Source organism: Streptomyces aculeolatus (genome assembly GCF_020400605.1).
In the GTDB taxonomy this organism is placed as follows: Bacteria; Actinomycetota; Actinomycetes; order Streptomycetales; family Streptomycetaceae; genus Streptomyces; species Streptomyces aculeolatus.
The window spans coordinates 29,846-54,407 of record NZ_JAINRD010000013.1; the positions used below are offsets into that span (position 1 = coordinate 29,846).

17 protein-coding genes and 1 tRNA gene are annotated in these 24,562 nt (G+C 73.3%); 7 read left to right on the forward strand and 11 right to left on the reverse strand.

Features of this window, described 5'->3' with window-relative positions; translation table 11 throughout:
* Positions 1 to 88: 88 nt before the first annotated feature.
* From LG396_RS21455 to LG396_RS21465, 3 genes are all read right to left on the reverse strand, one after another.
* Entirely contained in the window at positions 89 to 2,440 is a 2,352-nt protein-coding gene (locus LG396_RS21455; RefSeq protein ID WP_225795989.1) for a glycoside hydrolase family 95 protein, read from the reverse strand.
* Positions 2,441 to 2,597: 157 nt separating this feature from the next.
* Positions 2,598 to 3,857 carry a glycoside hydrolase family 99 protein gene (locus LG396_RS21460; RefSeq protein WP_263979446.1) on the reverse strand — a complete coding sequence of 420 codons (1,260 nt, stop codon included), beginning with the start codon at positions 3,855 to 3,857 and terminating at the stop codon, positions 2,598 to 2,600.
* 217 nt (positions 3,858 to 4,074) lie between these two features.
* Positions 4,075 to 4,491 carry an Lrp/AsnC family transcriptional regulator gene (locus LG396_RS21465; RefSeq protein WP_443729181.1) on the reverse strand — a complete coding sequence of 139 codons (417 nt, stop codon included), beginning with the start codon at positions 4,489 to 4,491 and terminating at the stop codon, positions 4,075 to 4,077.
* A gap of 104 nt (positions 4,492 to 4,595) precedes the next feature.
* On the opposite strand from LG396_RS21465, the gene LG396_RS21470 reads away from it, so the two are divergent.
* Entirely contained in the window at positions 4,596 to 5,297 is a 702-nt protein-coding gene (locus LG396_RS21470; RefSeq protein ID WP_225795992.1) for an AzlC family ABC transporter permease, read from the forward strand.
* Positions 5,290 to 5,640, forward strand: a complete 351-nt coding sequence (locus LG396_RS21475) for a branched-chain amino acid transporter permease (RefSeq protein ID WP_037743843.1) — start codon at positions 5,290 to 5,292, stop codon at positions 5,638 to 5,640. Before LG396_RS21470 ends, LG396_RS21475 begins: the two co-directional genes overlap by 8 nt.
* A gap of 176 nt (positions 5,641 to 5,816) precedes the next feature.
* Here LG396_RS21475 and LG396_RS21480 read toward each other — a convergent pair whose 3' ends face one another.
* Positions 5,817 to 8,600 (reverse strand): NPCBM/NEW2 domain-containing protein, encoded by a 2,784-nt coding sequence (locus tag LG396_RS21480; RefSeq protein ID WP_225795993.1) that lies wholly within the window; start codon positions 8,598 to 8,600, stop codon positions 5,817 to 5,819.
* Positions 8,601 to 8,704: 104 nt separating this feature from the next.
* Complete coding sequence (locus tag LG396_RS21485) at positions 8,705 to 10,354, reverse strand: metallophosphoesterase family protein (protein WP_225795994.1); 1,650 nt, start codon at positions 10,352 to 10,354, stop codon at positions 8,705 to 8,707.
* A 60-nt stretch (positions 10,355 to 10,414) separates the two neighbouring features.
* On the opposite strand from LG396_RS21485, the gene LG396_RS21490 reads away from it, so the two are divergent.
* On the forward strand, positions 10,415 to 10,765 hold the full coding sequence (locus LG396_RS21490; RefSeq protein ID WP_018843887.1) for a metallopeptidase family protein: 351 nt from the start codon (positions 10,415 to 10,417) through the stop codon (positions 10,763 to 10,765).
* A 150-nt stretch (positions 10,766 to 10,915) separates the two neighbouring features.
* On the opposite strand, the gene LG396_RS21495 is transcribed toward LG396_RS21490, so the two are convergent.
* Positions 10,916 to 11,458, reverse strand: coding sequence for a hypothetical protein (locus LG396_RS21495; protein WP_225795995.1), 543 nt, complete (start codon positions 11,456 to 11,458; stop codon positions 10,916 to 10,918).
* A gap of 334 nt (positions 11,459 to 11,792) precedes the next feature.
* On the opposite strand from LG396_RS21495, the gene LG396_RS21500 reads away from it, so the two are divergent.
* The 3 genes from LG396_RS21500 (at position 11,793) to LG396_RS21510 (ending at position 16,383) form a co-directional block, all read left to right on the forward strand.
* Positions 11,793 to 13,949, forward strand: a complete 2,157-nt coding sequence (locus LG396_RS21500) for a DEAD/DEAH box helicase (RefSeq protein ID WP_225795996.1) — start codon at positions 11,793 to 11,795, stop codon at positions 13,947 to 13,949.
* A 217-nt stretch (positions 13,950 to 14,166) separates the two neighbouring features.
* A complete protein-coding gene (locus LG396_RS21505) occupies positions 14,167 to 16,203 on the forward strand; it encodes a LamG-like jellyroll fold domain-containing protein (protein ID WP_225795997.1) in 2,037 nt (678 codons plus the stop codon).
* Positions 16,204 to 16,310: 107 nt separating this feature from the next.
* A tRNA-Lys gene (locus LG396_RS21510) sits at positions 16,311 to 16,383 on the forward strand.
* A 277-nt stretch (positions 16,384 to 16,660) separates the two neighbouring features.
* Here LG396_RS21510 and LG396_RS21515 read toward each other — a convergent pair.
* The 5 genes from LG396_RS21515 to LG396_RS21535 all read right to left on the reverse strand — a co-directional run bounded on the left by LG396_RS21515 (position 16,661) and on the right by LG396_RS21535 (position 22,580).
* On the reverse strand, positions 16,661 to 18,097 hold the full coding sequence (locus tag LG396_RS21515; protein WP_225795998.1) for an MATE family efflux transporter: 1,437 nt from the start codon (positions 18,095 to 18,097) through the stop codon (positions 16,661 to 16,663).
* Between the two features lie 2 nt (positions 18,098 to 18,099).
* Positions 18,100 to 19,134, reverse strand: coding sequence for a cysteine synthase family protein (locus tag LG396_RS21520; protein ID WP_225795999.1), 1,035 nt, complete (start codon positions 19,132 to 19,134; stop codon positions 18,100 to 18,102).
* A gap of 72 nt (positions 19,135 to 19,206) precedes the next feature.
* On the reverse strand, positions 19,207 to 20,583 hold the full coding sequence (locus LG396_RS21525) for a type III PLP-dependent enzyme domain-containing protein (protein ID WP_372483547.1): 1,377 nt from the start codon (positions 20,581 to 20,583) through the stop codon (positions 19,207 to 19,209).
* Positions 20,580 to 21,569 (reverse strand): ornithine cyclodeaminase family protein, encoded by a 990-nt coding sequence (locus LG396_RS21530; protein ID WP_225796001.1) that lies wholly within the window; start codon positions 21,567 to 21,569, stop codon positions 20,580 to 20,582. The genes LG396_RS21525 and LG396_RS21530 overlap by 4 nt, the downstream gene beginning before the upstream one ends.
* A gap of 24 nt (positions 21,570 to 21,593) precedes the next feature.
* Positions 21,594 to 22,580, reverse strand: coding sequence for a TauD/TfdA family dioxygenase (locus LG396_RS21535; RefSeq protein WP_225796002.1), 987 nt, complete (start codon positions 22,578 to 22,580; stop codon positions 21,594 to 21,596).
* A gap of 373 nt (positions 22,581 to 22,953) precedes the next feature.
* Here LG396_RS21535 and LG396_RS21540 point away from each other — a divergent pair, with 373 nt between their 5' ends.
* On the forward strand, positions 22,954 to 24,510 hold the full coding sequence (locus tag LG396_RS21540) for an ABC transporter substrate-binding protein (RefSeq protein ID WP_225796003.1): 1,557 nt from the start codon (positions 22,954 to 22,956) through the stop codon (positions 24,508 to 24,510).
* Positions 24,511 to 24,562 lie beyond the last annotated feature (52 nt).

Sequence of the window (24,562 nt, forward strand, 5' to 3'; positions counted from 1 at the left end):
TCGCGAGTTTCTGTCCTCGGCGGCTGCGTGGACCCGCCCGGGCCCGGGCCCGCGGCGCACATCGCGGGCCCGGGCGGTGGGTGGGCGGTCAGCCGCCGTAGGTGTAGGTCTGGCCTGCTACGGCGTCGATGATCTGTTCGCCGCCCGGCAGCAGGTCGCTGCGCAGCGTGAGTTGGCGGGTGCGGCTTGCGTGCAGGGCTATGCGGGTCGCCCGGCCGCCGGACCATGTGATGTCGAGCGTCGCGCCGCCGCGCGCCCGCAGGCCCGTCACCGAACCCGAGGGCCAGGCGCCGGGGAGGGCCGGCAGTACTTCGATCGGGCCGTGCTGGCTCTGCAGGAGCATCTCCGCGATGCCGGAGGTGGCGCCGAAGTTGCCGTCGATCTGGAACGGCGGGTGGGTGTCCCACAGGTTCGGCAGCGTGGAGGACTTGAGTTGTTCGCTGAGCATCTTGTGGGCGTGGTCGCCGTCGGTGAGCCGGGCCCAGAAGTTGATCTTCCAGGCCTTGCTCCAGCCCGTGCCGCCGTCGCCGCGCGCCGTCAGCGACACCTTCGCCGCCTCGGCCCACCGGCTGCCCACCTCGATCTGCCGCCCCGGGTGCAGGCCGAAGAGGTGCGAGACATGGCGGTGGTCGTTGTTCTGGTCGTCCAGGTCCGCCTTCCACTCCTGCAACTGGCCCCACGACCCGATCCGCAGCCCCGGGTCCAGGTCGGCGAGGGTCTGCTCCAGGCGCGTACGGAAGTCGGGGCTGTCGCCGAGGGTCTGCGCCGCCTCCAGCGTGCTGGTCAGCAGGTCGTGCACGATCTGCTGCGACATCGAGCAGCCCGCGGTGAAGTTGCCCTGCTCGGGGGAGTAGCTGGGGGTGACGACGAGTTTGCCGTCGCGGGGGTCGGTGCGCAGGTTGGCGAGCCAGAACTCGGCCGCCTCCTTCATCGCCGGGTACGCGGTGGTGCGCAGGTAGTCCGTCGAGCCGTCGAAGCGGTAGTGCTCGTACATCTGCTGCGTCAGCCAGGCCGCTGCCTCGGGGAACCAGAAGGACGACGCCCAGTCGTGGACGCCCGTGAAGCCGAAGGGGTTGGTCTCGTTGTGCACGACCCAGCCGCCGCTGCCGTAGATCTCCTGCGCCGAGACGCGCCCGGGGGCGCGGAGCGCGTCGACGAACTCGTCGTAGGGGACGGTGGTCTCGGCGAGGTTGGTGGTCTCGGCGGGCCAGTAGTTCATCTGCAGGTTGATGTTGACGTGGTAGTCGGCGCTCCACGGCGGGTTGGTGACGTTGTTCCACACGCCCTGGAGGTTCGCCGGCGTCGACCCGGGCCGCGACGAGGCGATGAGCAGGTAGCGGCCGTACTGGAAGAACAGCGCCTCCAGCGCCCGGTCCGCCGCCGAGCCGCCGCCGTACCCGGCGAGGAGCCGGTCCGTCGGCTGCGCCGGCTGCTGCTGGCCGATGTCGAGCGCGACCCGGTCGAACAGCCCGCGGTGGTCGGCGACATGGCGTTCGCGCAGCGTGCCGTGGCCCGCCTGGACGGCCTGGTCGACGGCCGCGGTGACGCGGTCGTGGGGGTCGGCGCCGCGGTAGTCCGGGTAGGTGTCGGCGTAGTCCGTCCCGGCCGCCAGCACGAACCAGGCGCTGTTCGCTCCGCTCACGGTCAGCGTGCCGTTCCCGGCGGAGACGCTGCCGCCGTCGGACAGCAGCCGGATCTGCGCCTCGAAGACCATCCCGTTGTCCTGGAGCGTGCCGCGGACGGTCAGGCGGTCGCCGCTCGCGGTGGCCTGGAAGTCGTTGCGCGGCGAGGCGTAGCGCAGGGTGAACGACACCCGCCCCGGCTGGCTCGCCGTCAGCCGGCCCACCGCCACGGAGTCCGGGTGCGAGACGAAGTACTCGCGGCGGTGGTCGGCCCCTTCGTGCGCGTACGCGACGGCCGCCACGCCCTCGGCGATGTCGAGGTCGCGCCAGTACGAGCCGTCGGGGCCGCCGGGCGCGGACGGGTGGTCGAGCAGCAGCTCGCCGAGGATCTGGTACGCGCCGAAGCCGTGCTTGGACTGGCCGAGTTGCTGTGCGACGGTCTCGGGGCTGAGCTGGCCCTCGGCGTCGAGCCGGTCCTGCACGGCCTCCAGCGCGCCGGGCCGCGGCTCGCGCCAGTTGCCGAAGTCGTAGCCGCCGCCGGAGCCGGGGCCGCCGGTCCACAGGGTCTTCTCGTTGAGCGTCAGCTTCTCGGAGGCGAGCGTGCCGAACACGCCGACGCCCAAGGCCCCGTTGCCCAGCGGGAGCGACTCGCGTTCCCAGTCGGCGGCGGGCTTGTCGTACCAGAGGCGCCAGGCGGCGCCGGGGTCGGCTGCCGCGCGGCGGGCGGCGTACGCCAGGGCGGGAGTGCCCAGGGTCAGGGCGCCCGCGGCGGCGAGCGCGGTCTTCACGGTGGCTCTGCGGGTGATGTCTCCGGACATGTCCACTACCTCGAAGGTCGTTCGTGCGACGGAAGGACTCGGGGGGTGGTGCGCGTGCGCCGCCGGTCCCCGGTCGCCGCCGGACCCGCGCGCGGGGGCGCCGGCGCGCGGGTCCGGCGGCGCGATCAGGCGCCGTGCGGCGCGATCGGGCCGCGCGTCAGGCGCGCGGCTGCGTGGGCCGGTCCGGGGTGAGGGCGAGTTCGCCCTTGAGCATCCGGCCGCCGTCGGCGGTCAGCCGCAGGTAGTAGTCCGACGAGCACGACGTGCCGTCCTCGTCGAGCGCGCGGATGCCGGAGCCGGCCGGCACCTGGGCGGCGGTCTCGGCGGTCTTGGCGATCTGGTTGGCCTCGTTGTACTCGTCGAACATGGAGATGTAGAAGCCGGCGACCTCCAGCCGGCACTGGTTGTAGAACTGCCGCCACATCAGGTCGCCGTGCGCGCGGTGCCCGCTCTGCAGGTCGCCGGGGATGATGCACGGCTGGTAGTCGATGCCGTGCGCGTCGCAGTCGGCCTTGTCCGGGCCGTTGACGTTGGCGTAGAAGTGGTCGGCGCCGCCGACGTCGGAGATCCGGCCGACCATCCACGGGGAGATCATGTGGAAGGCGTGGTAGACGTCGAGGAAGCCGGGGCGGGAGTCGGACTGGCCGGTGCGCCAGTGCGTGGGTACGCCGCCGATGACGTAGCAGCCCTGGTCCTTGAACCAGTTGACGACGTCGAGGCAGGGCCCGGGCTCGAAGGGGCGGCCGTCGTCGTTGAAGCCGAAGCCCCAGATGCACACGACCGGCTTGCCGTTCTGCACGGCGTACGCGCCGGACGACGTGTACGCGCTCATCTTCGTCGTCCAGTCCTCCTTGATCTGGGACTGCATCTGCGTCCAGGAGGTGACGTCGTACATGATGTAGAACTTCCGGCCGTGCTTCTCCGCCGCCGCGCGCACCTTCTGGGCCATGCCGTCGCGCGTGGCGCCCTCGCCGCCGAAGGGGTTGAAGCGCTGGAGGGCCGCGGTGTCGCAGCCGTTCTCGGCCATCCAGCGGAAGTGCGTGTCGACGGTCTGGTCGTCCCAGGAGGAGAACAGGGCGGCCGGGCCGCCGCCGTTCAGGTCCTGGTAGGCGGTGGGGTACGTGTGGTCGTACTCGCGCATGTCCGGCCAGGACGCGATGGTCGTGTTGTCCGGGGACGGCGGCCGGCTCATGTCGCGGCTCCAGTGCCACCACCCGTTGATGGGCGCGCCGTCGCCGGGGCAGGCGAACCAGCCCTGGTAGCCGACGGTGACCTTGCCGACCACGTCGCCGACGGGGCTCGCGGCCGGCGCCGTGCCCGGCTTCGCCGCCGCGGCGGGCTCCTCGGCGGCACCGGCGAGCCGGGCGGAGAACACGCCGCCCGCGGCGGCCGCGGAGGCGGCGGCGCCGGAGATCATGAGCTTGCGTCTGGAAATCGTCACGAGGGCTTTCCTCACGTTCGGGCCTGCGGTGGGGGAATTCCCGGCGGCGGCGAAAGGTGCCGCGCCAAGGGACGCGAGCCGTAACGTAGTCGGGCGCAAGTCGCGTAGCAAGAGATCCGACGAATTGAATTCGATTTCCCAACTCACTTCTTTGTCAGGCCATTTATTTTACGAAAGGGAGCGCGCCGGGAAATCAGTCCACGACCTTGATCTTCTTCATCGTGGGCTGCGAGATGACCCGGGCGACGCCCGGGATCCCGATGATCTTCCCGGTCTGGAACTGCTCGTACGCCGCGTAGTCCGCGACCAGCACCCGCAGGAAGTAGTCCGGCGTGCCGAACACCCGCCGGAACTCCACCACCTCGTCGTACGCGCCGATCGTCGCCTCCAGCCCGGCGAGGGTGTCGAGGTCGCTCACCGACACCTCGATCGACACGATCACTTCGAGCCCGCGCCCTGCCGCCTCCTCGTCCACCCGTGCCCGGTAGCCCGTGATGATCCCGGCCTCCTCCAGCCGCTTCACCCGCCGCAGGCAGGGCGGCGGCGTCAGGCCGACGCGGCGGGCCAGCTCGACGTTCGTCAGCCGGCCGTCCTGCTGGAGCTGACGCAAAATTTCACGATCGAGTTCATCAAGTTTTCGTTCATTGCCCACTGCGGCAGCTTAGCGCCATAATCCGCAACCATATGAGCCGCGGATCTTTCTAGGATCGATCCATGCCACGCCAGCTGCGCGCCGACCTCTCCCGGGCGCTCGCCGACTCCGGGTCCGTCGGGCTCGGCGCCTTCCCCATGGGCGTCGCGTTCGGCGTCCTCGTCGTCCACTCCGGCCTGGACTGGTGGTGGGCGAGCGTCTTCTCCGGCCTGATCTACGCCGGTTCGCTGGAGTTCCTCCTCCTCGGCCTGGTGCTCGCCGCGGCGCCGCTCGGGCAGGTCGCGCTGACCGCGTTCACGGTCAACTTCCGGCACGTCTTCTACGCCCTGTCCTTCCCGCTGCACCGCGTCCGGGGCCGCGCGGCCAGGGCGTACAGCACCTTCGCGCTCTCCGACGAGGCGTACGCCGTCACCGCGCACCCCGCCGCGCAGTCGTACCCGGGGCGCCGCGTGCTGTGGCTCCAGGTCTTCATCCACCTGTACTGGGCCGGCGGCGCCACCACCGGCGCGCTGCTCGGCGCCGCCGTCCCCGCCGGCGCCGAGGGCCTGGACTTCGCCGTCACCGCGCTGTTCACCGTGCTGGCCCTCGACGCGCTCCGCGACCGGCCCGGGCGCGCCGTGCCCGCGCTGGCGCTGGGCTGCGCGCTGGCCGCGCGGCTCGCGGTGCCGGGCGGGCAGCTCTTCGCCGCGTTCGTGCTGTTCGCCGCGGTGCTCCTGGCCCGCTACGCCCTCGTACGCAGAAGGGAGGCGGGCGCCCGTGTCTGACGTCCCCGCCGGCCACGCCCCCGCCGCCGGCTACCTGCTCGCCGCCGTCGCGGTCGCCGTCGCCGTCACCTGGGCGCTGCGCGCCCTGCCGTTCGCCGTGCTGGCGCCGCTGCGGTCCAGTCCGCTCGTGGCGTACCTGGCCGCGGCGATGCCGGTGGGCGTGATGGTGATCCTCGCCGCCTACACCCTGCGCCACCTGACCCCGCGCGACCCCGGGGCGGCGTGGCCGGCGCTGCTCGCGCTGGCGGCCACCGTGGCCGTGCACCTGTGGCGGCGCAATGTGCTGCTGTCGATACTGGGCGGCACGGCGGTGCATGTGGTGCTCGCCAGCGCGGTGTTCTGAAGCCCTCCGACGTCTGCGCCCGCTTTGCCGTGCTCCACCGGTTTGCGCGTAAGAAGAAGATTCCCCCGGACTCCCGCATACGGAAAGGGCTTTGCCGCACGCGTCGGCGGCCCGGCGGAGTTCGTCCGCCGGGCCGCTCTTTGACGGTCGCCGGCCGTGCTCGCCGGCCGTGGTGCTCAGCCGCAGGTGACCTTCGGCTCGGCCCAGTCGGCGTGGTCGTAGCTGATGCCGTCGCCGCCGTCCGCCACCTCCAGGGTGAGGAGGTCGACGCCGGTCACGTCCGCCGTCACCGGCTGCGCGGCGTCCGTGCCGCGCAGGGTGCCGGTGGTCGCCAGCTCCGTGTCGTCGCCGAGGACCCGGAAGCCCACCGAGCCGCGGTCGCCGACCTCGTCGTCCACGCCGACCTGCGCGGAGAAGGAGGTGCACGCGCCGCCGAGGTAGACCGTCACGCGGGACGGCGCGTGGGCGCCGAGGCCCTTGGCGTACGTCGTGCCGCCGATGGTCAGCGGCGCGCCGTCGCCGGCGCCGTCGTCACCGACGCTGGTGTCGACCTCGACCGGGCCCCAGCCGTTCGTCGCCGTGAGCAGGTGCAGGTCGCCCACGTGCGCCTCGCCTTGCGGCACCGGCGGGGCGACCAGCACCCGCACGGCCTGCTCGACGTGCACCCGGGGTTCCGCGGGGCCCGCCCCCGGCGCGCGGTACTCCGCGACGACGGGCACGTCCACGTACCCCGGCTCCGCCGACTCCGGCACCCGGACCGTCCAGTTCGCGGACAGCGCCTGTCCCGGCCGCAGCGCCGGCCGGGCCACGTCCTCGCCCGCCGCGGTCCAGCCGGCTCGCGGCCGGGCGCCGAGGGTGACGTTCCGCAGCGTCGCGGACTCCCCGTCGGCGGCGGCGAAGCGGCCGGTGACCTCGATCTCGTCGCCGGGCGCGACGGTGGCCGTCGCGGGGGTGATCGCGAGCGCGGTCGCCGGCGTCGTACGCACCGGCTCGTCGCACGTCGTCCGGCCGCGCTCGGCGGCGCAGACCAGCGCCACGAACCCGCCGTTCTCCGCCACCGGCACCGTCAGCCGCGCGTCGCCGCCGACCGTGCGGGTCTCGCGGGCCAGCCCGTCCGCGCCGTCGGTCACCAGCTCCACGAGCAGCCGGTCGTCGTCGTCCGCGCCCAGCCGGCCGAGGTCCACCTCGGCGGTGCCGGCCGCGCCCGCGTGGATGCCGCCGACGAACCACCGGTCGCCGGCGCGGCGCGCCAGCACCGCGTCGTCGCCGGGCCGCCCGCCGAGGTAGCGGGTCTCGTCCCACACCGTGGGCAGCTGGTCGAGCACGCGCTCGGCCCCGGGCAGCGCGGCGTACGTCTCCGGGCTGTCCGCGGGGTGCTGCAGCCCGGACTCGTACACGACGGGGAGCGCCAGCTCGTGCGCGTCGCTGTGCGTCCTGTTGGTCATGGAGAAGGTGCCCGGCGTGACGTCGGCGGAGCCGACGATGTTCCGGGTGAACGGCAGCATCGTGTTGTACGCGGGCGTGAGCGCCTGGCCGAAGGAGTAGTACTCGTGCCCGCGCACCGCCTCGTACGTCATCAGGTGCGGCCAGGTGCGCTGGAGGCCCTTCGGCAGGGTCGCGCCGTGGAAGTTGACGAGCAGCTTGTGCTCGGCGGTGGCGGCGAGCACGTCCTCGTACCAGGCGTGCCTGCCGACGCCCTCCGGCTCGCCTCCGCCGTTGTTCATGAAGTCGACCTTGACGCCCTTGACGCCCCAGTCGTTCAGCTCGCCGAAGACGGTGTCCATCTCCTGCGGCGTGTCCACCTCCCACCAGCGGAACCAGAGCAGGATGTCGACGCCCTTGGTGCGCGCGTACCGCACCAGCTCCGGCACCCACTCACGGCTCCAGCCCTCGTCGACGAGCGTGTACTCCCAGCCGTGCTCGGCGGCGTAGTCGACGTAGTCCTTCTGCCGCTCGAAGTCCCGCGGGCTGTCGTGCTCGACGAGCCAGGACCAGGAGACGGTGCCGGGGCGGATCCAGGAGGTGTCGGAGAACTCCGCGTCCGGCGCGAGGTCGCTGACGAGCGTCGACTCGGTGACGGTCGCCAGGTCCCCGACGATCGCGGTACGCCACGGGGTGGCCAGGTCGCCGGGCGAGACGACCTCCGCCTCGGCGAGCGCGACGTCGTACGCGCCGCTGCCGGCGGCGTGCGCCAGCTTGCTGCCGGGGTAGGTGGAGTCCATGCCGGCCTCGGTGAGCAGCACGTACCCGTCGTCGGCGGCCTTCGCGCCGGCCCCGGCCCCGGCGGTACCGGTGCCGAGTTCGAAGAGCGCGGGGTAGCCGTAGTCGTCGGCGGGGGCGCCGCCGGCGGTGGTCTCGTTCCGTACCTCCTCGTACCAGGAGGTGTGCGGCAGCAGCCAGGCGGGCGCGTCGGCCGGCAGGCGGTAGCCGCTGGCCTCGCCGGTGACGACGGTGCCCTCGGAGTCCGGCAGTTCGTAGCGGAACGCGACGCCGTCGCGGGCGACGCGGACGACGAGGTCCATGCGGACGCCGCCGTCGCCGCGCAGCGCGAAGCGGGACTCCGTCATGGGGGAGTCGACGCGGCGCTGCTTGCCGGTGGTCATCGCGTACTTCTCGTGGACGCGGCGGTCGTCGCGGCCGAGGAGTTCGAGCCCGCGGGTCAGGTCCGCGTCCTTGGTGCGCAGGCCGAGCGGGGAGTCGGGGAGGACGTCGGCCGCGCCGCGGCGGACGGTCAGGGTGAGGGCGCCGGTGGTGTCGTCGCGTACGACGTCGGCGGTGAGTTGATCTTTGTTGTTCTCTGGTGAAGCCACGGTCCAGACATCGGAGGTCGCGGCCGTACGGGTCGGGGAGTCGGGGGCGGGTGTCGCCGCGGCGGGCGTCAGCCAGGCGGTGGCCAGGACAGTGAACGCGGTCAGCATGGTGCCGGCCGGCCGCCGTCCCAGCGGGCCGAGGATGGGCACGGGTGCTCCTTACACATCGGATGAGCAGGAGGGAACCGATGAACTGACGTGTTGCACTCTGTTGGTTCGCGTCTGGTTGAGTTAATTCTTGTGAGGGAGGGCTGTCAAGAGTCCTCGCCGGGGGTGGGCGACGGGTCCGTCCCTTCGGCGCCACCGGGCCGGTTCCCCTCGACGAGATGGCGGCTGACCTCCGCCGACGTCAGCCCCAGACCGCCCAGCGTGATCTCGTCCCACGCCTGCAGCCTGCGCGTACTCCGGTCGAGATAGAGCACGGACGCGCTCACCTTCTCCGGTACGTCCTCCTCCACCGCGCGCAGCCCCCCGCCGCCCGCCGAGCCCTCGACCATCAGCCGCGTGCCGTCCGGCAGGTCGTGCTGCTTGCGGTGGTGGCGGTGGCCGGCGAGCGCCAGCGGCACGAGGCCGTCGACCTCCTCCAGCGCCACCGGGTTGTGCGCGACGGCCAGGTCGGCGGGCTTGCCCCGGTCCCGCAGCGCGGTGAGCGCCGCGGCCAGCCGCTCGCCGGCCGCCGTCTCCGCGGGGTCGCCGGCCGCGGCGACGGAGCGGTCCGGGGTGAACTGCGGGTCGCCGATGCCCGCGATCCGCACGCCGGCGACGACCACCGACTCGCCGTCGTCCACGACCCGCGCGTTCTTCTGGCGCTCGACGGCGGCCTGGGTGGCGAGCGAGTCGTGGTTGCCGCGGACCCACACGTACGGGACGCCGAGGGTGGCGATCGGGTCGAGGTAGACGTTCTCGGCGGCCGAGCCGTGGTCCATCGTGTCCCCGGTGTCGATGACGGCGTCCAGCTCGTACTGGTCGACGAGGGAGCGGATGATGCCCCAGGCGGCGGGGTTGAGGTGCATGTCGGAGACGTGCAGGAAGCGGACGGTGGAGGGGTCCGGCCGGTACGCGGGCAGGGTGGAGGCCGCGTCGTACAGCTTGCTGACGTTGGTGACCAGGCGGGCCAGTTCCTGCTGGTACACGTCGAACTCGGTGACGATGCTGCGCGCGTCGCCGATGACGCTGGGCGCGCTGGCCAGCAGCCCCGAGTACTTCGGCTCCAGCACGGACTTGGGGTTCCACGTCGCGAAGGCGGTCGCGCCGGAGGCGGCGAGCAGCGCGAGCGCCAGCCCGCCGGCGGCCAACGCGCGGCGCGGCGTGCGGTAGACGGCGAGCCCGAGCGCGGTGGCGCCGACGAGGGCGGCACCTCCGGTGCGTACGCCCAGATCGAACGTGCTGCGGCGGATGTCGGCGGTCACCTCGTCCTCGAGGCCGGAGAACTCCTCGGGGTGCGCGACGAGCGCGCGGGAGCGGTCGGGGTCGAGCCGCTCCACGGCCACGTCGAGGCGGAGGGGGCCGTCGTGGCTGTCCATGTCGAGGGCGCCGAGGGGCGCGACGCCGATCCGGGTGCCGCCGGTGAGGGACGGCGTCAGCGCCATCCGGGTGTCCATGGGCCCGACGGACGTCTCCATCCCGCCGACGACGAGCAGCCCGAGCCCGGCCCCGACGACGGTGACGGCGGCGAGGCCGAGGGCGCGGCCATAGGGGTGGGGGCGCCCGACGAGGGACGACTCGACGCGCGGCCGGCGCCCCCGGCGCCCGGGTGGCGCCTGCTGTGCCCGCCGCGCCCCCCGCGCCCGCTCGGCCAGTCGGCGGACGGCGGCGGGGAAGCGGCGGACACGGGCGGGAGCGCGGCGCAGGCGCTCGAACAGGGCGCGGACGGGGGAGACCGCAAAAGGCACTTCGCGGGCCATTCGCAACGTATGCCCGGTGTGACCCGACGGTATTCAGCGGCCTGACGCAGAATGGGCCATGTGCTGGACATGTCGAACGAGGAGTTCGAGGAACTGGTCGCGCAGGCCCTCGACCGGATCCCGGCGGAGCTGACCCGTCTGATGGACAACGTCGCGGTCTTCGTCGAGGCAGAGCCGCCGCCGGACGACCCCGGCCTGCTCGGCCTCTACGAGGGCACGCCCCTGACGGAGCGCGGCGAGTGGTACGCGGGAGTGCTCCCGGACCGCATCACCATCTACCGCGGCCCGACGCTGCGGATGTGCGAGTCGCGGGAGGACGTGGTCGCGGAGACGGAGATCACGGTGGTGCACGAGATCGCCCACCACTTCGGCATCGACGACGAGCGGCTGCACGCGATGGGGTACGGCTGACGGGACGCGGCCGAGGAGGCCGCACGGGACCGGCGCGCGTACGGCGATGACGCAACTCACCGCGCGGGACGGGGTGATGACGCGTTCCGCCGGGGCGCGGGGGCTCCGGCCGGGCGCCGCCGACCTGGAGCCCGCGCGGCCGCTCTGCCGTCAGGCGGAGGGGAGTTGGGGGGAGGAGCCGCCGGCGCCTGCTGCGGTGCCGCCCGTGTCGTCCGTGGGGGTCGGCGTCAGCGTGGGGGTCTGGGTCGGCGTCGGGGTGGGGGCCGGGGTCGTCGGGGCCGGGGTCGTGGGCTGGGGGCGGGGGCGCGGGGTGGTGGGCCGCGGGGGGTCCGGCGTGGTGCCGGCGCCGCCCGCGGCGGAGGGTTCGCCGGTGCCGGGGGACGGCGTCGCCGGATCGGCCGCGCCGCCGCCCGGTCGGCCCGTCGCGGAGGGGCTCCCGGGGCCGCTCCGCTCGTCGGCGGCGCCCCCGGCGCCGCCCGCCTCTCCGGTGCCGGCGCCGGTGCCGCCGGCTGCGGCGGACGGCGCGTCGTTGACCCGTACGCCGCCGTCGGGCTCGGTGCCGCTGCGGCCGGAGCCGGGGTCGGGGGCGCCGGGCCGGCCGGTGCCGGAGACGGTCATGCACCCGCCGAGCGCCAGCACCGCCATCGTGGCGGCTGAGATCCGCAGGGCGGCACGGGCTGTCGGCTCAGGCATGGGGAGCCCCTTTCAGGACGTGTCGTACGCTCAACTCCCCAGCGCCCGCGGAGGACACGGGGCGCGTCACGGGGCGCGCCGACCGGCGCGTACCCGATACGCGCGCCGTCGGGCGCCACCCCGCGAGCCGTGTCCGCGGAACTGATTTGCCAGCCGGCCCACCGGGTGCGTACTCTGGTAGATCGTTTGATCCCATTTGCCCGGCGCCCCACCGAAGCGCGCCGTGTGTGGCGCGTTCCCTTCCCTGCCGTGGCAGACCGCAAGAGGCGGTCCTCGTAAATCCGCCGCGGAGTCGTGGCGCGTGCCGACGACTGCGGAAGGCTTTAACTCGTTCATGTCTGAAACCCCTGTGCTCGCCCCTGCCCTCGACGAGGCGGAGACGCCCGCGGTGACCGAGATCACCGAGGCGGCCGAGGCGACGGAGACCGACGCCACCGCCGAGGCCCCCGAGGCCGCCGGCGCACCTGATGCGGCCGGCGCGCCCGAGCCTGCCGATGCCCCCGAGGCCGCCGCGCCCACCTTCGGCGACCTCGGCCTGCCCCGCGGCGTCGTCGCCAAGCTCGCGGACTACGGCGTCACCACCCCGTTCCCGATCCAGGCCGCCACCATCCCCGACGCCCTCGCCGGCCGCGACGTGCTCGGCCGCGGCCGTACCGGATCCGGCAAGACCCTCTCCTTCGGCCTGCCGCTGCTCGCGACCCTCGCCGGCGGCCACACCGACCCCAAGCGCCCCCGCGGCCTCATCCTCACCCCGACGCGCGAGCTGGCCATGCAGGTCGCCGACGCGCTCCAGCCGTACGGCGACGTGCTGCGGCTGTCGATGAAGGTCGTCTGCGGCGGTACGTCCATGGGCCGCCAGATCGGCGCGCTGGAGCGCGGCGTCGACGTGCTCGTCGCCACCCCCGGCCGGCTGCGCGACGTCATCGACCGCGGCGCCTGCTCCCTGGACCGGGTGCAGATCACCGTGCTCGACGAGGCCGACCAGATGGCCGACCTGGGCTTCCTGCCCGAGGTCACCGAACTGCTCGACCAGGTGCCGCCGGGCGGGCAGCGGATGCTGTTCTCGGCCACGCTGGACAAGGGCGTCGGCACGCTCGTCCAGCGCTACCTCGTCGACCCCGTCAGCCACGAGGTAGACCCCTCGGCCGGCGCGGTCACGACGATGAGCCACCACGTGCTCGTCGTGAAGCCGCGCGACAAGGCGCCGGTCACGGCCGCCATCGCGGCGCGCAAGGGCCGCACCATCGTCTTCGTACGCACCCAGCTCGGCGCCGACCGCGTCGCCGACCAGCTCCGCGAGACCGGCGTGCGCGCCGCCGCGCTGCACGGCGGCATGACGCAGGGCGCGCGGACGCACACGCTGGCCGACTTCAAGGACGGCCGGGTGCACGCGCTCGTGGCGACGGACGTCGCCGCGCGCGGCATCCACGTCGACGGCATCGACCTGGTGCTGAACGTCGACCCCGCCGGCGACCACAAGGACTACCTGCACCGCGCGGGCCGCACGGCCCGGGCCGGCGAGTCCGGCACCGTGGTCTCCCTCGCCCTGCCGCACCAGCGCCGCACCGTCTTCCGCCTGCTGGAGGACGCGGCGGTGGACGCCTCGCGGCACATCATCAGCGGACGCGGCGCGTTCGACCCCGACGTGGCGCGGATCACGGGCGCCCGGTCGATCGACGAGGTGCAGGCCGAGTCGGCGGCCCAGGCCGCGACGGCCGCGGAGCGGGACGTGACGCAGCTGGAGGCCCAGCTGGAGCGGGCCCGCAAGCACGCGGTGGAGCTGCGCGCGGAGGCGACGCGGCTGGCGACGCGCGCGGGCGTGACCCCGGAGCCGGCGGCGCCGGTGACGGAGCCGGCCGGGGACGCCGCCGGGGCGGAGGCCCCGCCCGCGGAGCCCCGGTCCGAGGACCGCGCGTACGAGGCCCGCGCCGACCGCGGGTACGACCGTACGGACCGCAACGGGACGCGGAACGACCGCAGGGAGCAGCGCTTCCGGGAGTTCGACAGGTCGGGCGACTCGCGCCGCAACGACCGCGAGTACCCGCGCCGGGACAACCGGGACGGCCGCGACAACCGGGACGGCCGGGACTACCGGAACGACCGCCGCGACGACCGCTCGTACGACCGCAGGGACGACCGCCCGTCGTACGACCGCCGCGACGACCGCCCGTACGGCACCCGTGAGCCCCGCTCGTACGACCGCCGGGACACCCGCCGCGACGACCGCGGCTCCCGCCCGTACGACCGCGGCACCCGCTCCTACCCCCGCCGGGACGACCGCGGCACCGCCGCCCGCCCCTACGACCGCGACAACCGCCGCCCCTACGAGCGCCGCGACTCCGAGCGCTCCCGCTTCGGCGGCGACCGCCCGGCCGGCCGCGACCGCCGCGACGCCCGTCCGGCGTACGGCCACGACCGCCGCACCTCGGATGACCGCCGTACGGACAAGCCCCGCTGGAAGCGCCAGGACCGCAACAACCGCAAGGGCTGACACCCACCACCGTGCGGGCCCCCTCCCCAGGGAGGGGGCCCGCACGCGTCCGCGCCCACGCCCGCCGAAAACAAAGGGTAGGCGCGATGTCACAGCGGGTTGTTAGGCTGCGCGAGCACCACGCCTTGAGGGGCCCCACACCCTCCGCCAGGAGAAATCCCGTCGGTTCTCGTCCAGGAGGGAAACCTTGGCCCGTCACGCTCTTTTACGCTCTGCCTTGGTCACCGCGGCGCTGTCCGCAGCGCTGGCGGCTACGCCGCTCACGGCGGCGGCAGCCGAGAACGCCGCGCCCGACCGGCCGGACACGGCCGACCTCACTACGTGGTCGCTCCCCTGCACGGCGGGGGACGAGCGCCCGTACGTCCGCATGAAGCCGGATCTCCGCGCGGTCCTGCACGACCCGGACGACGAGATGGTGGCGGCCCAGTTCGAGCTGGGCTGGCAGGACCCGGCCGGAGGACCGCAGACACGCGAGCTGACCACGTCGTCGAGGCCCAGCGGCTCCGAGTTCGCCTGGCATCTGAAGGAGCAGGACATCCCCGAGGACACGCCCGTGCAGTGGCGGGTGCGGGGCTGGGACGGCAAGGCGTGGGGGCCGTGGAGCTCCGAAGGGGGCGCAGGGCCCTGCGAGTTCGTCTACGACACCACCGTGCCCGCGCTGCCCGTGATCTCCTCGCCCGACTACCCGGAGGACCCCGAGGGCTGGACCGACGGCGTCGGCGTCCCGGGCCGGTTCACCTTCGACGCACCGGGGGAGGATGCGGTCGGTTACCGCTGGTCTGTCCTCGGTTCGCCGCCCTACATGGTCGACGCCCCCGCCCCCGGGGAGCCCGTGACCGTCACGTGGACGCCCGAGCGGTCGGGTACGACCATCGTGGAGGCCCAGTCCGTGAGCAGGGCGGGCAACATATCAGCGCCCGTGCAGTACATCATCCGCGTCAGCTCGGGCCGTCCCCCGGTGGCGAGTTGGGCCCTCGGTGACGCGCCGGGCGCGACCGAGGCGGCCCCCGCCGCGGGCACCGCACCGGCCATGGCGGGCACGGGCGCCACCTTCGGCGCCGCAGGCCCGGAGGGCACGGCGTACGGGACGGCCGCCGCACTCGACGGCACGGCGGACGGCTACCTGACCCCGCGGACCCCGGTGGCGGACACCTCGGAGTCCTTCGCCGTGGCCGCGTGGGCGCGACCGGAGACCGGGGCCGGGGAGAACATGACTGTCCTCAGCCAGGACGGCGGCGCGATCCCCGCGTCGTTCGACCTCGGCATCCACGACGGCCGCTGGTCCCTGGCGGTCGGGGACGGGACCGCGGACCAGGTCCGGGCGACGGGCGGCGCGGCGGCGGCCGGCAAGTGGGCCCACCTCACAGCGGTGTACGACGCCCCCGCCGGGACCGCCCGCCTCTACGTCGACGGCCGCCTCGCGGCGACGGCGGAGGGCGCCACCGCCGCCCCCGCGGCCGGCGACCTGCAGCTGGGCCGGGTGCGTACCGCCGCGGGCCACGCGGGCAACTGGCACGGCCGCCTGGCGGACGTCCGCGTCTGGGACCGCGTCGTGGTCGCGGACGAGGCCGCGGCGCTGGCGACCCGCAAGGCCCAGCGCACGGGCTACTGGCAGCTCAACGAAGCCTCCGGTGGCACCAGCCCCGAATACACCGGTGGCCAGCCGCTCACCCTGTCCGACGGCGCGGCCGTCACGGAGAGCGACCTCATCGCCGGCACGGGCCTCCTCGAACTCACCGGCAACGGCAGCTACGCCGCCACGGCCACCCCGCCCGTGGACACCAGCGCCAGTTATACGCTCGGCGTCCATGTCCGCTTCGGTGACGACCTGCCCACCCGGGACATGACCCTGCTGTCCCTCCCCGGCGATCACACCAACGCCGTCGAGGTCCGCTACGAGGCGGACACCGGCATGTGGCAACTCGTCGTAGCCGACGCGGACACTCCGACGGCGACGCACACGACGACCGAGACGTACGCGAGCCCCTGGGGCCAGCACGTCGCCGTCGTCCACGACGACCCCGCCGACCGCATCCGCCTCTACACCGGCGGCACCCTCGCCGCCGACCTCCCCCTCCCCGACTCCGCCACCTGGCCCGCCACCACCGGCCTCCAACTCGGCCGCGCCCGCACGGCCACCGGCTGGACCGACCCCATGACCGCCGCCATCGACGAACTCCGCACCTACACCGGAGTCCTCTCCGCCGGCGACCTGAACATGATCAGCCTCCCCTGGGAAGTCCCGGAAGTCTGACCGGCACCCCGCCCGCGGCCCCTCCCACCCCGGGGAGGGGCCGCGCTCAGCCCGGCGGCCGATATCCGCTCGGGGGCACGCCGGGGTCCGGGCTATGCTGGCCGGGCGGGCCGCTAGCTCAATTGGCAGAGCACCGGACTTTTAATCCGTTGGTTGTGGGTTCGAGTCCCACGCGGCCTACGGCTAGAGCCCAGGTCAGAGCGTATATGGCCTGGGTTCTACTGCTTAAATCACCGGCCGAAGACCAATTGCTGGCCCGCTGCTGGCCCGAACGTCAAAGGATCATGGTTCGGCCGGGCCATCCTGTGAGGTGCGGACTTCAGCCCCGTTCGCACGCAGGGGGTGTCTCTCAGGGACTGACGTACACATTGTTGGGGTCGCCCTTGCCTCGCGCGTCCTCTCGTAGGAGTACGGCCCAGGCAGCCTGGCGCCCTCACCCGGGTCTCCAGGGCCCGTCTCAGATTTCCGTCCCGGCCGCGCCGGGTGAAACGGTGCCCTGCAGCGGGGTGGCTGTCGGGGTGGGCTGTGCTGCGGTGAGGGCGTGGTGGTAGCGGCGTAGGAGGAGGAGGGCGGTGGTGGCGAGGCCGGTGAGGAGGCCGAGCCAGATGCCGAGGGTGTCGAGGCTCAGGGGGTATGCGAAGAGCCATGCTGCGGGCAGGCCGCAGGCCCAGTAGCCGATCAGGGTGATGCGGAAGCCGCTCTTGGTGTCGTCGAGGCCGCGCAGGAGTCCGATGCCGATGTTCTGCGTGCAGTCGAAGAACTGCAGGAACGCGGTGACGATCAGCAGGTGGGTGGCGATGGTCACGGCGTCGTCGGAGCCGGTGTCGAGGAACGGGGCCAGGATCAGGCCCGGCAGGGTGAGGTAGAGGATGCCGACGGCGGTCATCACGGCGGCGGCGCATGCCAGGGCGGTGTTCTTGATGCGGCGGGCGCCGTCGTGGTGGCCGAGGGCGAGTTCGCGGCTGACGTTGATGGACGCGGCGTGGGACAGGCCGATGGCGACTTGCAGGACGATGTAGACGAGTTGGTTGACGGCGGCGTGGGCGGCGAGGGCGGCGGGGCCGAAGGAGCCGGCCATCAGGGCGGTGACGGAGAAGAAGCCGGCTTCGGAGCCGTAGGTGGCGGCGATGGGGACGCCGAGGCGGAGGAGGCGTCCGACGGTGGCGGCGTCGGCGCGGTGTACGGCGAGGGTGAGGAGCGGCGCCAGTTCGTCGTCGCGTTTCGCGGCCAGGTAGAGGGCGGCGAAGGAGAGCAGGTACACCGCGGAGGTGGCGATGCCGACGCCTCTGAGGCCGAGGTGGGGCAGGCCGAATGTGCCGTGGATGAGGACCCAGTTGAGCGCTGCGTTCACGGCGACGGAGGCGAGGGTGATCTGCAGGAGGGCTTGGGGGCGGCGCATGCCGACGGTGAACTGGCGTACGGCTTGGAACCACAGGCAGGGCAGCAGGCCGGGGGCCAGGGCGTAGAGCATCGTCTGCGTGAGGTCGACGACGGCCGCGTCCTGGCCGAGCCAGGACAGGGTGTGGCCGATGAGGACCATCAGGACGGCGCCGGCGATGCCGGCGAGCGTGGCGACGGCGAGGCTGGCGCGGACGAGGGCGCGGACCTCGTCGTGGCTGTCTTGCTCCGCCGTGGTGTCGCCGCCGGTCTTCTCCGCGCGGGCGGCGGCGGCTGCGATCTGGTTGCCGACGGCGGTGCCCAGGCCGACGCACATGGTGCGTATCTGGTTGAAGATCACGATGGCGAGGCCGCCGGCCGCGAGTTCCGTGGTGCCCAGCAGGCCCATCATCACCGTGTCGGTGGTCGTCAGGGCGACCTGGGCGAGCTGGGTGAGGATGAGGGGGACGGCGAGGGCGCCGAGCGCGCGGCTGTCGCGCAGGAGGGTGGACAGCATGGCTACCGGGGCCCGCGGAGCTTGGTGAGGAGTTCTGCCACGTCGCGTTCGGTCGCCGGGCTGAGGAGATCGCGTGCGGCCATCCAGTCGTCGTTGAAGACGGTGTCCATGTACTTCTCCCCTCCGTCGTTGACCAAGGCGACCATAACCGTGCCCGGTGGGAGGGAGGGCAGCCGGGTCAGCGCCTCGTGGACGACGCCGCCTGCGGATCCGCCGAGGAGCAGCCCGGTGCGGGCGACGGCCCGGCAGGTGGCGAAGGCTTCGACGTCGCCGACCTTGGCGCCTTCGTCGAGGAGGCCGAAGTCGACCAGGGCGCCGATCTCGGCGCCTTCGGGTGTGCCGGTGCCAGACTGGTAGTAGTCGTGGGCGGGGCCGCCGAAGGCGATCGAGCCCTTCGGTTCGACGCCGATGACGGTGAGGCGGGGGACGAGCCTGGCCAGGGCGCGGCCGGTGCCGCACAGGGCGCCGCCGGTGCCGACGGCGCCGATGAGGATGTCGATGCCGCCGTCGAGGGCTTCGGCCAGTTCGTACGCGACGGGCAGGTACCCGAGCCCGTTGGCAAGGTTGTGGTGCTGTTCGGTGAAGACGGTGTTGTCCTGGCCGCGGGCCAGGTCCTCGGCGAGTTCCTCGCGGGCGGCGGTGGCGAGTTCCCCGGATCCGGCGGTGGTGTCGTCGACGTAGACGAGTTCGGCGCCGAGGGCCTTCATGGCGCGTAGTTTGTCGGCGGCGGCGTGGTGGTCGACGACGGCGGTGAAGGTGTAGCCGCGTTCCGCGGCGATCACGGACAGGCCCAGGCCGGTGTTGCCGGAGGTGGACTCGACGATTCTGCCGCCGGCCCGCAGTTCGCCGGCGGCTTCGGCGGCGTCGATCATGGCGCGGGCCATCCGGATCTTCGCGGTGCCGGTGGGGTTGAACATCTCCAGCTTCAGCAGCAGGCGGCTGCCGGTCCCGGTGGTCGCGAGTTCCAGCAGGGGGGTGCCGCCGATCAGGTCGGAGACGCGGGAGACGACCGCGGGGCGCCGAAGGGCTCCGGACATCCAAGGGCTCCTGTGGTGGAGGGCGGCTCGGGGGTGGTGGTCAGGCGGAGGGGTGGTGAGGTGAAGTGGCGGTCAGGTGAAGTGGCGGTCGAGGCGCCAGCGCGGCCGGGGCTGGTCGGTGCGGTCGATGACGGCTTTGGGGGGCAGCGGCAGATCGTGGAAGCGGGACTCGTTGGAGTCCATCTGGTATCCGGCGGTGTTGGGGTAGAGCAGGAGGTCGCCGGGGCGCGGCGGGTGCGGGAAGGCGATCTTGCGCCAGGTGAGCATGTCCGATTCCAGGCAGGTGGCGGCGCCGACGCTCGCCGGGAACACCCCCGTGGCGGGCGCTGGGTGGCGGGGGATGAGCTGGGGGTCGGGGAGGTACTCGCTGGCGAACCACTGCTCGGAGAGGCTGAGGCTGGTGCCGTCGACGGTCACGATTTGGTAGCCGTCGCGTTCCTTGACGCCCTGGATGCGGAAGACGGTGGCGCCGGCCCGGTCGAGCAGGGCCCGGCCGGGTTCGAGGGCGAGCCGGATCCCGGCGTCCCTGATCAGTTCCGCCAGCGCACGTCCGGTGCCCTCCGGGCGGGTGGCCAGCAGTGCGGCGAGCGCGTCCGCCCCGGCCACGGGCGCGTGGTACGGGTAGAAGTCGCCGGTGTGGAACGTCTTGCCGGCGTGGTAGTGGGCGGGCCGCTGAGCGTCGAGGAAGGCACGCCAGGTGGCGGCGTCGGTGTAGCTGACGGGCAGGCCGCCGCCGATGGAGATCCGGTCGGCCGGCAGGCCCTGGAGTCGGGCGGTGCGGCACAGGTCGGCGAGGCGGGCGGCGAGGTCGGCGCGGGGCTGGAGGGTGTAGCCGGACAGGTGGAAGCTGAAGCCCTCCATCCGTACGACGTCGGCGGCTTCGCGGCACCGCTTGAGGGCCGTGGTCATCTCGCTGTCGTCCATCCCGAACCGGGAGTGCGGCTGGGTCGCGGGCAGGGCGCGCAGCAGCACGCGTGCGGGGCGTATCCGGCCGGTCGACGCGAGGCAGACCAGCCGGTCGAGTTCGTCGAGCGCGTCCACGGCGACGGTGGCGCCGTGCTGGACGGCGAGGTGGAGCAGGGCGGGGTCCTTGGCCGGGCCGGTCACCATGAGATCGGCGCCGGGTACGCCGTGGCCGAGGGCTTCGCGCAGTTCGGCGGTGGACGCGACGTCGACGCCGGCCCCGCCGGCGGCGGCGCGCTCGACGAAGACGGCTGCCTTGTTGGCCTTCTTCGCGTAGTAGACGAACCCCTCCACGTGAGCGTCGGTGAGGGCCTTCTGCATCGCCGTGAGGTTGGCGGTGAAGGCGTCGGGGAGCAGGAAGTGGTACGGGCCGCCGAAGGCGTAGGCGAGTTCGGCCACTAGGCCGCTGGCGACGACCCGGTCGGTGGCCGGGTCGGGGAGGGCGGGGACGGAGGGCCAGGCGGCGGGGGGCGTTGCGGGTGTCACTTCCACAGCGGTACCTCCGTGCCGAGGCCCTGTTCGAGGGCGAGGCGGGCGAAGTGGTGGCCGAGGGCGATGTCGGTGACAACGAGGCCGCTGTTGTACGCGAAGATCCGCTCCTCGGGCCGCGTACGTCCCGGGGCGCGGCCGGCGAGGACGTCGGCCAACTCGGCGTCGGCGCGGCGGAGGGTGCCGCCGGCGTCGGCCAGGTCGGCGCCGGTGTGCGCCATCTGGGCGGCGCTGGTGGCGACGACGCGGTCGGCGCGTTGCAGGGTGGAGGGGGCGAGCCCGTAGCCGACCAGGACGGCGAGGGCGCCGGGGGCGAGCCAGCCGGCTTCGACGGCCGCCGGGGTGGTGGGGCCGGCGGTGCCGATCACGATGTCGGCGCCTTCCGCCGCCGCCCGCAGGTCCCCGGCGATCTCCACCGTACGGTCGGGGAAGTGCGCGGCGAACTCGGTGCGCACGGCCGCGATTCCGTCGGGGTGGGTGCCGTACAGCATCAGCCGGTCCAGGCCCGGCAGCGCGGTCAGCAGCAGGGGCAGCGCCATGCGTGCCGTGGTGCCGGTGCCGATGAGCAGCGCGGTGCGCGCGTCCGGCGCCGCGCAGATACGGGCCATGAGGGCGGAGACGGCCGGGGTGCGCAGTGCGCCGATCCGGCCGCAGTCCATGAGCGCCAGCGGCAGGCCGGCGGCGTCGTCGTACAGCGTGAGGGTGGTGTAGTGCCGCAGCCGGGCGCGGTCGCGGTGCGGGTCATGCCGGTAGGAGGCGCGGACGGCGACGACCTGCCGGGTTCCGTCGCGGCCGAGCATCGCGTACGACACGGAGCTGTCGTCGGGCGGACTGACGGAGAGCTTCGCGGGGTTGGCGGACGTGCCGTCCGCGAGCGGTCTGATGGCCTGCGCGACGACGTCGAGCACCTCGGTGAGGGTGATGTCGACGGACTCGATGTCGCTCCGGGTGAGGATGCGCAGGCTCTTGTCGTCGGTGTCCACGTCGCGGTCTCCCTTCCGTCCCGCTCAGCCGAACGCTGGCCGGGCGGCCTGGCCGTACCCGTGCTCGGCCGCCTCCGCGGCCGGGCGGGTGCGCCGCCCGGGGACGCGGACGGAGGCGCGCTTGAGCCAGCGGTCGGTGCCGTCGTAGCGGGCCCGGAACGGGACGCGGCCGTGGGCGACGACGTCGTTGTCCACGACCAGGACGTCGCCGGGCTCCAGGCTGACCGCGACGGAGACCCGGGCGAGTTCGTCGCCCAGCCGCCGGTACGCCGCGCGCCAGGGGCCGTCGGCCGCGTCGAGCGGGGTGTAGGCGGGGTCGTAGCGCAGGGTCGGTCCCTCGGGGGTGGCGAAGAGCGTCGGTACGGGCGCGGGGGTACCGGCGTAGCGCCGGGCCTCCTCGTAGGCGTCGTCGGGGAGGATCGGCACGACGGGCCGCCGGAGCCGCGTCACGTCGGCGGGGGCGAGGGCGGTGCGGCGGATGCTGGCCGCGGTGGTGGCGACGGCGTCGTGGTTGCGTAAGCAGCACAGCAGGAGCAGGTGCGCGCGGCCGGGGTGGAAGGCGTCCTCGGTGTGCGGAGCCAGCAGCACGGAGCTGGAGGCCCCCGTCTGCTCGCTCTCGTGTCCGGGCGCGGGCACGATGTCGTGGACGAACCGGCCGCCCTGCTGTCCGTCCCAGGCGATCGGGGTGCCCATCAGCGAGGCGACGAGCAGCAGGACGGCGTCCCACGGCGCACCGTTGCCGCCGGCGTCCGACCAGTGGCCGGGGGTGGGCCCGGCCCCGGCGTCGTCGAAGGGGAGTCCGCGCAGGACGAACAGCCCGTCCGCGGTGTCTACGGGCCGTAAGCCGTGGCGGACTTCGTCCCCGAGACGGGCGCGGGCCCCGGGGAGGGCGGCGAGGAGTGCGGGCGAGGCGGCGGAGCCGTAAGCCGCCGTGAGCCGGGCGGCGGCGGTGGTCAGTTCGGCCGCCGCGGTGGCGTCGAGGGGACGTACCGGGGCAGGGCAGGTGGACACGGTGGCACCTTCCAGGGGGCGGATCGGGGCACGGGCGTACGCCGTCGCCGTATCGGCTCGCAAGCGGAGAAATGAGCGCGAAGCGGGTCGGTCACTGCCCGGCCCGGGGCGCCGCCGGGCATCTGGAACGTAACAACGCTGCTAAGGTGAGGCAACCCTAACCGGCGCGATTGACTACCTTGCGTGATCGCGCCCGCGGGCCGCCCCGGATGGTTCCGTCGTCCCGTCAACGAGGCGGCTGAGCAGGCAAGTCGAGCCGCGGCCGGGGAGCGGCGGGGGGCCGGGGAGTGGGGCAGGACACCTTGCGAAGTCTGGCCGACTTCGGTTAGGTAACCCTAAGAAAATCCGGGTGCATCTGAGACGAGGACAAGACGTGGGCGTCACCAGACGGCAGTTGCTGTGGGCCGGCTCCGGCATCGGAGCGGCCGGGTTCCTCGCGGCCTGCAGCGGCGGAAGCGACGACTCGCGGAACGCCGGGTCCGCCGGCGCGGACGGGAAGCCGCGCCCGGGCGGCACGCTGCGCGTGGGCGCGCTCGGGCACGCGAGCGCGATCACCCGTGACCCGCACGGCACCCAGACCAACGAGAGCGACTACCTCGTCATCGCCCTGGTCTTCGACACCCTCACGATCCCCGGTGCCAAGACCAACACCGCCCCGCGGCTGTCCGCCTCGTGGGAATCGTCCGCGGACCTCAAGACGTGGAAGTTCACGATCGCCGAGGGTGCGAAGTTCCACGACGGCAGCCCGGTGACCGCCGAGGACGTGGTGTGGTCGCTGAAACGACTGCGCAACACCCCCTCCGGCGCGGCCCGCCTGCCCGGAATCCAGGCAAAGAACATCAGCGCCGAGGGCACCGGCACGGTCGTGGTCGTCTCCGACTACGCCAACGCCGACTTCCCGCTCATGACCCGCTTCGCGTCCTTCGTACTGAAGAAGGACACGGAGGACTCGGCGATCGAGAAGGCGCCCGGCACCGGCCCGTTCAAGCTGGACTGGTACCGCAACGGCAACGCCCGCCTCGTCCGCAACGACGACTGGTACGGCCCGGCCGTGCACCTCGACGCCATCGAGGTCACGATGTTCGAGACCCCGCAGGCGATGGCGAACGCCCTCATCGGTGGGCAGATCGACCTCGCCTCCAACGCCGGCGCGGTGGCCGCCCGTACCGCGGAAGCCCGCGAGGACATCCAGGTGCTGCGCCGCCCGGACGACATGGCGATGCCGATCGTGATGCGCACCGCCGAGGGCAGTCCCTTCGCCGACGAGCGGGTACGTGAGGCGATGCGCCTGGTCGTGGACCGCGAGGCGATGGTCAAGCAGGTCCTGTCCGGCTACGGCACGGTCGCCAACGACATCATGGGCACCGGCGACCCCGACTACGCCGGGGACATACCGCAGCGCGAGCGCGACGTGGCGAAGGCCAAGCAGTTGCTGCGGGACGCGGACTTCGACTTCTCCAGGACGTACGAACTGGTCACCACCGAGGACATCGCCGGACTGGCCGACTCCGCGACCCTCTTCGCCAACCAGGCGGGCGACGCGGGCATCAAGATCGAGGTGGTCAAGCAGGAGTCCGGCGCGTTCTGGGAGAAGACCTGGAAGGCCGGCGACTTCTACACGACCTACTGGGGCACCAACGACTCCGTCGTCTTCTACGCCTCCAAGACCATGGTCAGCGAGGCGGGACAGAACGAAGCCGGCTGGCAGGACGCCGGGTTCGACGCCGCCTACCGCGAAGCCATCAGCACCGACGAGCCGAAGCGGCGCGCGACGGCGCTGACGGAACTCCAGCAGATCGAGCACGAGCGCTCCGGCTACCTGCTGTGGGGCATGGCCGACGGCATCGACCTGGCCGCGGCGAAGGTGCAGGACCTGCCCAAGCTCGCCGGCTACGGCCGCGTCCAGCTCGAAGGCGTGTGGCTGAGTTGAGCCGGCCGGCCGGGAATGGCCCGGTGGCCGCACCCGGCGCGGGGGCGGCCAC

What these genes read in the sequence shown, in the direction of transcription:
- LG396_RS21485 (WP_225795994.1), bottom strand. Translation starts at nt 10,354, where the DNA reads ATGGCCCGCGAAGTGCCTTTTGCGGTCTCCCCCGTCCGCGCCCTGTTC.
- LG396_RS21460 (WP_263979446.1), bottom strand. Translation starts at nt 3,857, where the DNA reads ATGATCTCCGGCGCCGCCGCCTCCGCGGCCGCCGCGGGCGGCGTGTTC.
- LG396_RS21515 (WP_225795998.1), bottom strand. Translation starts at nt 18,097, where the DNA reads ATGCTGTCCACCCTCCTGCGCGACAGCCGCGCGCTCGGCGCCCTCGCC.
- LG396_RS21470 (WP_225795992.1), top strand. Translation starts at nt 4,596, where the DNA reads ATGCCACGCCAGCTGCGCGCCGACCTCTCCCGGGCGCTCGCCGACTCC.
- LG396_RS21500 (WP_225795996.1), top strand. Translation starts at nt 11,793, where the DNA reads ATGTCTGAAACCCCTGTGCTCGCCCCTGCCCTCGACGAGGCGGAGACG.
- LG396_RS21520 (WP_225795999.1), bottom strand. Translation starts at nt 19,134, where the DNA reads ATGTCCGGAGCCCTTCGGCGCCCCGCGGTCGTCTCCCGCGTCTCCGAC.
- LG396_RS21455 (WP_225795989.1), bottom strand. Translation starts at nt 2,440, where the DNA reads ATGTCCGGAGACATCACCCGCAGAGCCACCGTGAAGACCGCGCTCGCC.
- LG396_RS21495 (WP_225795995.1), bottom strand. Translation starts at nt 11,458, where the DNA reads ATGCCTGAGCCGACAGCCCGTGCCGCCCTGCGGATCTCAGCCGCCACG.